The following is a 12150-nucleotide window of genomic DNA, read 5'->3' on the forward strand; positions in this document are numbered from 1 at the left end:
TAAAATATCGTTTGATTTTGTTAACTTTAGATAAAATTATCCGTTATAAAACTTAGCTATTTTTACACTAATTCTAGAAATAAGTATATGACCAAATTTCAATCAATGAAAAAAATATTTTCGTTTGTTCTTTTTGTAAGTATTTTCTTACCTAAGAATACTGAAGCTCAAACCTGTCGTACAGATTTGTTGCTGGGTCAAAACATGGTTACGAACGGTGATTTTTCTCAAAGTTATTCAGGCTGGACCTATACTCCTGATACAGACGGTGATTTAAATACGGGTCCGGATGGTTACAAACAATTTACAGGTGGTTTTTCTGTTCCGGGTAATATTTACGTTGGAACAGGTGCAGATATGTATAACTTCAATAATGCCTTTAACAAGCCTTTCAACGGTCATACTACGGGTGCTGCATCAGATAACTTTTTAATGGTGGATGGGGTTTGCGTTGTTGGGATCAAATTATGGAGACAAACCAATATTCCTGTAGTTGCCAATACCAGATACTATTTCTCTGTATGGATCAACTCCTTAAAAGATAACCCGAACTATCCGGGTATCCTGAACTTTGACGTAAACGGTACCAACCTGGCAACAGGAATCGTGGCTCCGCTTATAGGTGGAGGTAGTGCCGGCGGTGCATGGAAAAAAGTCGAAGCCTTCTGGGATTCGGGTCCTACTCCTCCGGCTACTGTAACAATCAGTATTGAAGGTAACCAGACAGTCGGTTGCGGCGGTGTGACGGGTGAATCGGATTTTGCTATCGATGATATTTCATTTGTACCTGGTTGTTCTTATGGTGATCCGGGCCCTCAGCCGGATCTTGGACCAGACCAGACTCTTTGCGGTAAAGGAGGATCTATTACATTAAATACAAACGTAACACCTAAAGCAAGTATCACAGTTACCTGGAACGATGGTACTACAGGTACAGGATTAGGTGCTCCTTATACAAAAGTAATAACTACTCCGGGTATCTATGCTGTCTGCGTAACCGATGGTTCTTCCTGTACAAAAGCCGATGTTATTGTTATTACCAATACATTCAGTATTAATATCGGCGGTCCGTATAATTTCTGTTCAACCAGTTCACAAACATTGGATGCAGGTTTTAGCGGTATTGGCGTTACGTATCAGTGGTATAAAAACGGTACGCTTGTTCCATATCCCAATGACACAAAAACATATACAGCCACCTCTGCAGGTACCTACAGAGTGGATGTTACTGTACCAGGCTGTGGTACCCAATCCAGCACAACAACTATTACATCAACAGCTCCTGTCACTCCTATTGATGCATACTTCTGTGCGACTTCAGGAGCTGTAACGGGTGTTACTTTAGGGGCAACCAACTCAAACAGCGCTAATTTAAGCTGGTACACCACAGCTACAGGCGGTACTGCCATAGCATCAGGTGTAAGTACACCAAATGGCACTACATCACAGCTTGCATTACCTTCGATCCCGATGGGCACAACGGCTACGCAAACTTATTATGTTGAAGATAATACCCAGGCAACCGGTACCATGGGGCCAACTGCTCTGGTAGGTTCTGACCAAAGTTTCTGGTCCGGTAACCTTGGTAATATTGGTATGTATTTTACTGCAAATCAAAATATAAAGATCAGTTCTGTCCAGATTCCAATCATCATTACTTCGAACAGCGGCTCTCCAATGAATATTTCTTTCGATTATACAGTTTTAAAATCCAATGGATCGGCGTTATCTACTCCAATATCCGGAACAACCAATACAGTAAGTGTACCTGGTACAACTTCAAGCTATACAATGTTTACGTTTAACACTCCAGCGATTGATATTCCCCAAGCACTTGCAGTTTCTGACGGACCTAATTTCTTATTAAGAATAACAGGAAAAACCAGCAGCTATGGCGATGGATCGTTCAGAGTCGGGGTAACTACCGGTAGTACAGCCTACCCATATGCAGCTTCATTAGGTTCAAGTGTAGCATCCATTACTTCGGGTTATGTGTATGGAAACCAGTCAGGCCAATATGGAGGTTTGTATAACTGGAGCGTATCAACTAAAACTGTTTGTTCCCGCACACCTGTACGTGCCATCAGCAACTGTCCGCAACCGGTTACATGGACCAGCTTCTATCTTGTTCCGCAGGATAACAGCTGCAAAATTGTGTGGGGCACAGCAAACGAAATCAACAACAAATATTTTAGTGTTGAACGTTCTTCTGATGGTATTAATTTCCAAACCATTGGTACGATTACCGGAGCAGGAACCAGAGATTATGCATCGAACTATGTATTCATAGATGAAGCTCCGTTAGATGGCTTGTCGTATTACAGAATCACACAGCACGACATAGATGGCAGCACTAGTTCTACACAGATGAGACCATACAATGGCAAGGCAACTACATCAATCAGTGCCTACCCAAACCCTTATCAGCATGCCACAACACTGGTAGTTTCAGGAACAGATCTGAATCCATATGTATATGCAATCTATACTGTAAGCGGTCAGCTGGTTGAATCAGGAGAAGGAAATTACAACGAACCAATATCAGTTGGCAGTGATATTGCCAAAGGTATGTATATGCTAACTGTTACAAACAGTACAGAAAAAGTAACGACAAAGATTGTGAAACAATAAAAAAGCAATACGTTCAGTTAAAATAAAAAAAAGGAAGGTTGTGACTTAGTTACAACCTTCCTTTTTTTTATTTTAACTGACTTGCGGTGTAAAGTTTAGAGTGTAAAGTGTAACGATACTTTTACACTTTTACACTCTAAACTTTAAACTACATTAAAACATACTTGCCGTTAACAATTTTATGTCCTTATAAGATTCGTTGTATTTTTTTGCCATGATGGCGTTGGTTAAATAACCTTTGTACGCGTAGATCCCGTTCATGAACCATTCTTTGTGATGTATCATCTCTTCCACTCCGCCTGCTTCTGCGATCTGCAATAAAATCGGAGCAAATATGTTACTCAACGAAATCGTTGCGGTACGGGCAACACGTGAAGGTATGTTTGGCACACAGTAATGGATAACATCATATTTGCGATAAATCGGATTCATGTGGTTGGTGATCTGCGAAGTTTCAAAACAACCACCCTGGTCAATACTCACATCTACAACAATTGAATTTGGTTTCATTTCGGTAACCATTTCATCCGTTACCAGACAGGAAGTACCTTCTTCAGCACGCAGGGAACCAATAACAACATCTGCCTCCCTAAGCTCTTTGCGTAGATTAACAGTATCAATTACCGATGTATATACCTGCAGGCCTAAGTTTAATTTTATTCTACGTAATCTGTATAAATGACTATCGAATACTTTTACTTCAGCACCCAGGCCAATTGCCGTACGCGCAGCATATTCGGCAACAGTACCGGCACCCAAAATAACAACCTTGGTTGAAGGTACACCCGTTACACCACCAAGGATAACGCCCATGCCGTTCTTTGAGATCAGGTATTCTGCCGCAATCTGCATAACAGCGCTGCCAGCAATCTCACTCATAGATTTCACTACTGGTTTTCCGCCTGCTTTATCTTCAATGAATTCGTACGCCAAAGCCGTAATCCTTTTTTTATTTATCTCACCAATGTATGCCGGATCAAGTGTTGACATCTGCAAAGCAGAAATCAATGTCTTTCCTGTTTTCATGAAAGAAATTTCTTCCATGGTTGGTGGATCTACTTTCAGGATGATCTCCGACTCAAAAACTTCTTTTTTCGTGTAAACAATTTTCGCGCCTGCTTCACTGTATTCCCGGTCTGAGAATTTTGCATTCAGTCCCGCCCCTGTTTCTACCTGAACAATATGTCCGTTATTGACCAATAGTGCTACCGCCTCAGGCGTTAAACATACCCTGTTTTCAATGCCATCAATTTCTTTCGGAATACCAATGCACAACTGCGGATGCTGTTTACGCACTTTCATCAATTGTTCTTTAGGATAAAAAATCTGTTCCTTTACCAATACGCCTAATTCAGTTTTTGTTTTCATGACGCGTGTACGTTCTGTAGGGTTTCAGTGCTCGTTAAATAGTTCGTTTAATAGCTGTATTCTTATGTGTAATGGTATACGCACGCGAATGTTCATTGATGCTATCTATTTTTATTTGTAAATAAGTTTCCGGAAGTAAAGAAGGGATACGTGAAGACCACTCAATAAAACACATATTTCCTGAATAAAAATAATCTTCAACACCAATTTCAAATGCTTCACGCTCTGAATTGATTCTGTAAAAATCAAAATGATAATAAATTTTTCCGCTGTTTGATCTATATTCGTTCACGATGGAAAAAGTCGGGCTTTGCACGGATTCCACAAATCCTAAAAATTCACCAACCTGACGGACAAAAGTAGTTTTTCCGGCTCCCATATCCCCTTCCAATAACCATATCTGCTCCCCTTGGGCAAAATCCATCAATGCCCCTAAAAATGAAGTTGTTTCTTCCGGTGAATGACATTCAAAGCGTAACACATCGCTGTTGGTTTCTTTCGTAAACATTCTTCGTTCTATCTTACGTTGAATGTACTAAGAAAAAATGGTCTATGAAAGTGTCGTCTTAATAAATTGCTCATGTAAGGCTATTACCTGCGGTACAAGCAAGTGTTCTTCATCATTGAAAATGACATGATCGGCCAATTCAATTTTCTTTTCATCGGGCCATTGGCGGTTAATTATATCCACCACTTGTTTTTCTGTACGGTGCTTGTCGCGGCTGAGTACCCTTTTTATTCTTAATCCAAGAGGAGCAGTTACTACAATCATACAATCAAGATCCTTATAGCTACCCGCCTCGTATAATAATGCAGCCTCTTTTAATACATAAGGAACACCTTGCTGAGCCGCGGTCCATTCAATGAAATCCTCACGTACAACCGGGTGAATAATACTGTTCAGGAAATCTGTCTGAGCAGCATCCTTAAAGGCCGCAGCAGCAAGAAACGAGCGGTTCAAAATACCACCTGCGAATACCTCCGGACCAAATTGTCTGATTAATGCTTCGCGGATACCGCTATGATTTTCGGTAAGCCATTTAGCGCGGGAGTCAGCATCATAACAAGGAATACCCAATGCAGAAAAAATACGGCATACAGTCGATTTACCCGTACCAATACCTCCGGTGATCCCTACTTTGTACATACTGATTACTCCGTAAAAGGTCTTTTGAACTTTGTCACACCAAAAGCTACTTCAACTTTTTTTGTATCATAGCTAACCAAATCACTGGCCGGTTCAGGAATAGATATTTCTTCTTTGTATGCATCTGCAATATCTGAATCCGAAAGTCGGATGACGATTTTGTGTGCCATGGAATCCAATACGGAAGAAGGTCCGGTAGCCATTACATATTCCGGACTGATACGAATTGTTCCATCGATTTTATAATCTTTGGCCAGGTCAATTTCTTCACGGTCAAGGTAAACTTTCATTTTTACTTTCTTCACCTTATCCAAACCTGTGTAAATGGTATCTGTCAAAAAATACCGGATATCAAGTTCCGGTAACCTGTCTTCCAGATAAGGTCTGATCTGCGAAGACAAAATGTATTTGAATTTCTTTTTATTCTGGATATTGATTTCTATGGGATCAACAAACCAGTTTAATTTCAGTTTTAATAAATCCCAGCCCTGGCCATAAGCGTGAAAAGCGATTTCTTTCTTTGAATCTCTGCTGGTCATCAATTCCTGGTTATCGAATTTGAATACCACCGGGTAGGAAACATCAGCCAAGTGATCTCTATTCATAGAATTTAACAGCCAGAAGAGTATGGTTGCTATCAAACAGATAAACATTACCTTCCAGTCGTACTTTCTCTTAAATAATCTCAATATAGCTTTCAAAATAGTATACTGTTAAAGAAGACAAATATGAACAACACCTGCATCCTATGAAAATACATCATAAGGTGCAGGTGTATTATGAATATAAATTATTCAGCTTTTGTAGACAGGCCCTGGATAGCAGTCTTTTCAAATTTCATACGGATACGATCAACAAGCAAGATCACAGTGCCGTCGCTTTCAATGCTCGCTACTTTTCCGTGTAAGCCACCGATTGTCTGAACGCTGTCTCCAGGTTTTAATGACGAACGGAAAGCTTCCTGTTCTTTTGCTTTCTTTTGCTGAGGACGGATCATGAAGAAATAGAATACACCCAGCATTAAGGCAATCATAACCGGTGTTACCCATGCAGGACCACCTTGTGCTTGTAATAAGATTAATTGAACGTTTGACATTTTAGTTGTATTTAAAGTAAAGTTTTGATTGAATTATTTAGCTTCATTAATATAAGGTCCTGTAATCTCCTGTGGCTTGCCAATCACATGCCCTTTAATTGTGATTACAGTAGCTTCCGGATCTGTGTTCGCCAATACGGTTACAGATTTGTTGAAATCTCCCGGACGGCCCTGACTATTGAATTGTACAAGTATTTTCCCTTCACCTCCCGGTGCAATGGTATCTTTGGTCCACTGGGGTGTTGTACATCCGCATGATGCTTTTGCATCACGCACATACAAAGGTTCTGTTCCGGTATTTTTGAAAACAAATTCATGTTTTGCAAAATCACCTTCTTTAATTTCTCCAAATGCATGCTCTGATTCTACAAAAGCAATGGAAGTTGTTTTTAATTCCTGCAGCACTTTAGCCGGTTCCTGAGTAACTGCCGCTTCTTCATCTTTTTTCGCATCACAGCAAACAGTTCCAGCCACGATTGCCATTAAGAATGTACAGGTCGCAATATTTCTCATAGATTTAGTTAAATTTTTAATACTACTAAATTAGTTAAAATTAGGTTAGATACGCGTTATCTTACAAATTTATACATTCCATGATCATGGCCACATATTTTTCGGTATTAAGAACACCACCCTGGTCAGGCGTCGTTTGGTCCGGGTGTTCAAGGAACATGCTTTCAATTTGATTTTCAATTTGTTGAGCAAGTGTTTCCAGGCCGGCTACCGATAGTAATCTGCATAAGGCCATCAAAAGCGCATATGGATTGGCAATACCCATTCCAACAATATCGGGCGCATGTCCATGCATCGGCATGGTAATGTAACCATCTTCCACTTCGATTAAAGTATATGCACGATTGAGCGATTTGTACATCGACGCATAAAGTGCTTTCAGTACATTGGCGCCTTCCAGCGAACTAACCACCTGCCTGGCCTTGTTGTATTGACCATGTTTTATAAAGGATAGCACGTTCGCATCTTCAAACTTCCATTCATAATTTGAAAACGCAAGTTTGGTCCAGGCTTTCATGGCATCCTCCCATACCTGCGGCTGTTCCTGATATTGCTGGATCATTACTACCTTCTGTGCCGGGTCAAAGCTGGAGCGGATTACAGACAAGTCTTTAAGCGCTCCCGAAGACTGCTTCTGATTCAATGGAATTGCCAGTATCCCGGCATGCCCTTTCTTTTCATCAGGAATGGATGTATAAGCATATTGCATAACTAAGGGATTGAGTTCCCTGGCCTGCTGCTGTTCAGACTCAAACGGTCCGCTAAGCACGTAATACGGCTTGTTTAGCGCTGATAAATCCTGGAAAGAGGTCAAATAATGAAACTCAACTTGTTCTTTCAACAAACTAAAAAAAGGCCGCAGAGCATCAAATAACTCCGGGCCTATGCCTTCACCTTCGTATAGAAATATATGTGTTTTCATTTCAGGCCTTCCCTGATTGTATTTTACGGATTAACTCTTCAATTTCATTCACCAGTTTTTCTGCCGCCTGCTTTGTATCCTTCACTTCTTCTGATGCAGCAAAGGATTCCTTGCGTGCTTCGAACTCCTGCAATAAATCCATCAATTGTTCTTTGTAGCCAGCCAGCTTGAATTTTAAGCGCGCACGGGTATTGGATCCTTTATCGGGAGCAAACAAAACGCCCAATACCGCGCCTGCAGCAACTCCGATAAGAAGAGCGGTTAGAATACCGTTGCCTGAGTTGTTATTTCGTTCTGATGCCATCATATCTTAGTTGTCAGTTATCAGTGGTCAGTAGTCAGTTGTCCCAAAAAGCACCTGATCCTGTTTACTGACTACTGTCTACTACTTATTATCCATCAACCCGCGACCGCTTTTCCGGATGAGACCGCTTTTCTGTAAGTCAATAGAAATCGTATCCAGCAAACCATTCACAAACTGCTTACTTTTCGGCGTGCTGTATGATTTGGATAATTCAATATACTCATTAATGGTAACTTTTACAGGGATATTCGGGAATTTGACCATCTCTGTAAGCGCCATTTTCAATATGATGCGGTCGGTAAAAGCCAGACGTTCGATATCCCAGTTCTGCACTTTATCAGTGATCAGCTTTTCAGCTTCATCATCAAAACCCGTGGACTGTTTGTAAAGCTCAAGCATAAATTCCTGGTCGTCTTCCCAATTCGGAGAAAGGGATGGCAATTGATAATTTTCATCACTGCTTTCGGTAATCCCTTTAATGGCCTTCAATGTAAGACTGCGGATAGCCTCGTCATTTTCGTTCCAGTTATAATCCAGGTCTTCCCAGTACGCATCTAACTGTTCGTTTTTGAACAGATAGGTTTTTACCAGGTGCAATACAATTTCTTTATCTTTTTCGAACGTTGTGTCCGGATTTTTCTGGTAATCGATATACAACGGATCCTGCTTGATCTTTTTCTTGTAAACCGTTTTCAGATGATCTACAGGAGGATTCAGTTTATGTTTTTCAACAAAATTGCGCAGGGATTTATTTTTTTCAATGGCCTGTAAAACGGCGTTGTTTTTCAGTTTATAAAAATATTCCGGTACTTCGCTTTTCACAACGGTGTGTATTCCTTCGGTAGCATCCGCTTCAGCAATAGCCATTAAGCGGGTCGCGCTGAACAATACCAGCTTATACATGGATTCCACGCGGGCTACATCTTCCAGCAACATTTTTTTGAAATGTTCAACATCCCTGCCGTGTGCATTATGATATTGATTGATAGCGTCTGTAATTGCTTTACGAATCTCTGGTTCCTGGTTTAGATAACCGGTATCCTTTTTTTCAAAATAAGCTTCGTAAGAGGTCTGGGCAGTTTTCTTTTTTAAGTCTAATGCTGGAAGATCCTGAACGTCGGGCGACATCAAATCAGGGGCAAAAACTTCTCCAATTTCATCTATACCCAGATGGTAATTAGAAACTTTGGTCTGGTATAATGCATACAACGATTGCATTACCTTAATCCGGAGAATTCTTCTATTCAGCATATTTTAAAAGAACATTTATTGTTTACAGAACTATTTCTGTGAATTATTACTTAAGTATTACTGTTTGTTTAAAACAAGAAACAGAAATTTCTTACTTTGTGATGAATTACAAAGGTACTCTTTTTACAAAAAGAATCCAATTCAATGTGGCCGCAGGTGTGTGAAATTTGCGAAAAACGCATTAAAATCGATCGAATTAGTTACAGAAACATAGATTAGTATTGTGAAGAACTGGGCATTAAGTCATTTAAATAAATACTTTTTAGAATATAAGTATTATCTGCTGCTGGGTATAACCTTTGTCTTTTTAAACAACTTCTTCGGAAGCTACCAGGGACCGGTTATACGCGAAACCATCAATTACCTGGAACAATCCCTCCCACACCTTAAACAAGCTTCTGGTGTAGAAAAAGAGGCTCTGCAAAGCGAATTCAGCAAACAGATTGTATACCTGGTGCTGCAAATTCTTGGTTTAACTGTATTGAGCGGCGTGTTCCTGTATTTTCAGCGTAAAATCATTATTGGTACGTCCAGAAGAATCGAATACGACCTGAAAAATGAGATCTATGATCACTACCAGCAGCTGCCGGTAAGCTTCTACAAACGCAACAATACAGGAGATATCATGAACCGGATTTCTGAAGATGTGAATCAGGTACGGAATTACCTGGGACCGGCGATTATGTATGGCATCAACTTATTTGCCATCTTCATTGTTACCGTGCCGATCATGTTGTCTGTAAATGCAGAATTGACACTATATACACTTATTCCCCTGCCCTTTCTGGTAATCAGCATTTATACGGTGCAGAATGTTATTACCAAACATTCCGAAGAAATCCAGCGCAGCATGTCGCAGCTCTCTTCTCTGGTGCAGGAAACATTTTCAGGCATCCGGGTGGTGAAATCCTTTGGCCGGGAAACGACCATGACAACTCAATTCGACCAGCAAAGCAATGAATACAAATTAAAATCCATCCGGCTTACACAGATTAACGCATTGTTCTTTCCGTTGATGGTATTTCTGATTGGTGCTTCTGTAATCTTTATTGTATGGGTTGGCGGTAAACAGGTTATCGAAGATGAAGGCGTCACCAATGGCAACATTGCAGAATTTATTTTCTACCTGAACAAACTTGCCTGGCCGGTAACTTCATTGGGCTGGATCACCGTAATGATCAAACGTGCAGAAGTTTCGCAGGCACGTATCAACCAATTCCTAAAAGAAAAAAATTCCCTGGAGAAAGGAAAAGAAAATACAAGTCCGATTCAGGGCGACATTGAATTCAAGCATGTTTCCTTTACCTATCCGGATACAGGCATTGTTGCGGCACGCAACCTCAGCTTCCAGGTAAAACCCGGACAAACCCTGGCGATCATTGGTAATACCGGTTCAGGGAAATCTACTATTGCTTCTCTTCTTTGTCGCCTGTACGATGTGTCTGCCGGCGAGATCAATATTGACAAAGTAAATATCCGTGATTACAACCTGCAATATTTGAGAAGCCAGATCGGCTTTGTGCCGCAGGATGTATTCTTATTCTCCGATACGATCCGCAACAATATTGCCTTTGGTTTTGATAATGTAACAGAAGAACAAATCATTGCTGCAGCGAAATTTTCGGACTTATATACTTCCATTCAGCATTTCCCGAATGGCTTGGATACGATTTTAGGCGAACGCGGAATAACCTTATCCGGCGGACAAAAACAACGTTTGTCACTTGCGCGTGCCTTTATCCGTAATCCGCGTATTTTCATACTCGACGATTGTTTGTCGGCCGTAGATACCAAAACAGAGGATACCATTTTGACCAACTTAAAAGATGTATTAGGCGACCGCAGTACTATTATTATTTCACATAGGGTGTCTTCGGTGAAACTTGCAGACACAATTATCGTTTTAGAAGATGGTGAAATTGTACAGAACGGTTCTCATGATGAACTGATCCAGGAAGAAGGTATTTACCGCAGTATTTATCTGAAGCAGTTGCATGAGACAGTGTAAGAAGCCGAAGGCTTCTTAGTACCGAGTACAGAGTATGAAGTACCAAGACGACAAAATCACGGCTGATTGCTTAATAATCGGATTCAATGTATTTGAATTTTACTTATTACTTTTAATTCACATACAAGATATATATTAATGAAACAATTTTGTACTTAGTACTTTATACTTTTAAGAAACCCATGAAAAAAACTGCTACTATTTTTACACTGCTTTTCGCTTTATTAAACATCAGCGTTTCAGCACAGACACAACTTGTCCTTACAAACATTGCGAACGGGAAAGTGAAATCTTTTGCCGTTGGAAAAACCATTCATATCAAAGGGTTGGAAGATACCGATTTTGAAAAGGTGAAAATTCAAAAGATCACAGATAAAACGATTGTGTTTTATCTGCCGAATGCAGATGAAGAATCGCCGGTTAGAGAACTGGCATTAACGGAAATTCAAAGCATTAAAAAATCAACAACCATTCATAGTATTACAAAAGGTATTGGCGCATTTTTCATGTTGGGCGGCGCTTACACTATGGCGAGTTCCAGCGCACTAGCCGGCGACGATGGTTCTACCGGCGCTTACATTGGTTTGGGTGCAGGTATGTTTGCCGCAGGTCTGGTGCCTTATCTGTTCAAGCCACGCGTGTATATTTTAGGCAAGACACATACAGCGGAAATTAAGTAGTGTAAGAAACGAGAATAATTGTATTAAACAATGCCAGACATCTTTTCAAATAATTTCTAAACCATGACCGATATTGAATTAAAAGAAATTATCAATAACCTTAGAGACTTTACATTTAAAGAACGTAAAAAAATTTGACAAGAACCGTTGATCTTTTTTTTGTTAATACTATTGAAATTGCTTGTAACCTGACAGAGTTAGGAATAGTACAAAAACGGGCAATCAAAAAA

Annotated in this window: 12 protein-coding genes; 3 read left to right on the plus strand and 9 right to left on the minus strand. The window is 40.2% G+C overall.

All coding sequences use genetic code 11. From position 1 onward, the window contains the following. Positions 1–105 precede the first annotated feature (105 nt). Complete coding sequence (locus ACTHJT_RS11170) at positions 106–2631, plus strand: T9SS type A sorting domain-containing protein (protein WP_440238148.1); 2526 nt, start codon at positions 106–108, stop codon at positions 2629–2631. A 153-nt stretch (positions 2632–2784) separates the two neighbouring features. Here ACTHJT_RS11170 and ACTHJT_RS11175 read toward each other — a convergent pair whose 3' ends face one another. The 9 genes from ACTHJT_RS11175 to nusB all read right to left on the minus strand — a co-directional run bounded on the left by ACTHJT_RS11175 (position 2785) and on the right by nusB (position 9232). After that, positions 2785–3999 carry an alanine dehydrogenase gene (locus ACTHJT_RS11175; protein ID WP_440238150.1) on the minus strand — a complete coding sequence of 405 codons (1215 nt, stop codon included), beginning with the start codon at positions 3997–3999 and terminating at the stop codon, positions 2785–2787. Positions 4000–4033: 34 nt separating this feature from the next. Then, the gene (gene tsaE, locus ACTHJT_RS11180; RefSeq protein WP_440238152.1) at positions 4034–4507 is read right to left on the minus strand and encodes a tRNA (adenosine(37)-N6)-threonylcarbamoyltransferase complex ATPase subunit type 1 TsaE; all 474 of its coding nucleotides are present in this window, start codon (positions 4505–4507) and stop codon (positions 4034–4036) included. Between the two features lie 42 nt (positions 4508–4549). Next, on the minus strand, positions 4550–5146 hold the full coding sequence (gene coaE / locus ACTHJT_RS11185) for a dephospho-CoA kinase (protein ID WP_440238154.1): 597 nt from the start codon (positions 5144–5146) through the stop codon (positions 4550–4552). Between the two features lie 5 nt (positions 5147–5151). After that, positions 5152–5751 carry a hypothetical protein gene (locus tag ACTHJT_RS11190; RefSeq protein ID WP_440238156.1) on the minus strand — a complete coding sequence of 200 codons (600 nt, stop codon included), beginning with the start codon at positions 5749–5751 and terminating at the stop codon, positions 5152–5154. Between the two features lie 185 nt (positions 5752–5936). Continuing rightward, on the minus strand, positions 5937–6242 hold the full coding sequence (yajC, locus tag ACTHJT_RS11195) for a preprotein translocase subunit YajC (protein ID WP_440238158.1): 306 nt from the start codon (positions 6240–6242) through the stop codon (positions 5937–5939). A gap of 33 nt (positions 6243–6275) precedes the next feature. After that, on the minus strand, positions 6276–6755 hold the full coding sequence (locus tag ACTHJT_RS11200) for a DUF1573 domain-containing protein (protein ID WP_440238160.1): 480 nt from the start codon (positions 6753–6755) through the stop codon (positions 6276–6278). 61 nt (positions 6756–6816) lie between these two features. Further along, complete coding sequence (locus tag ACTHJT_RS11205; RefSeq protein ID WP_440238162.1) at positions 6817–7677, minus strand: isocitrate/isopropylmalate family dehydrogenase; 861 nt, start codon at positions 7675–7677, stop codon at positions 6817–6819. A gap of 1 nt (position 7678) precedes the next feature. Beyond that, positions 7679–7984, minus strand: a complete 306-nt coding sequence (locus ACTHJT_RS11210) for a YtxH domain-containing protein (protein WP_440238164.1) — start codon at positions 7982–7984, stop codon at positions 7679–7681. Positions 7985–8062: 78 nt separating this feature from the next. Then, positions 8063–9232 carry a transcription antitermination factor NusB gene (gene nusB / locus ACTHJT_RS11215; RefSeq protein WP_440238166.1) on the minus strand — a complete coding sequence of 390 codons (1170 nt, stop codon included), beginning with the start codon at positions 9230–9232 and terminating at the stop codon, positions 8063–8065. Between the two features lie 223 nt (positions 9233–9455). On the opposite strand from nusB, the gene ACTHJT_RS11220 reads away from it, so the two are divergent. Together ACTHJT_RS11220 and ACTHJT_RS11225 are read left to right on the plus strand one after the other, a co-directional pair. Continuing rightward, positions 9456–11240, plus strand: coding sequence for an ABC transporter ATP-binding protein (locus tag ACTHJT_RS11220; protein ID WP_440238168.1), 1785 nt, complete (start codon positions 9456–9458; stop codon positions 11238–11240). Positions 11241–11422: 182 nt separating this feature from the next. Beyond that, positions 11423–11920, plus strand: a complete 498-nt coding sequence (locus tag ACTHJT_RS11225) for a hypothetical protein (protein WP_440238170.1) — start codon at positions 11423–11425, stop codon at positions 11918–11920. Positions 11921–12150: the final 230 nt, after the last annotated feature.

This window comes from Cytophaga sp., from assembly GCF_051961495.1.
GTDB lineage: Bacteria > Bacteroidota > Bacteroidia > Cytophagales > Cytophagaceae > Cytophaga.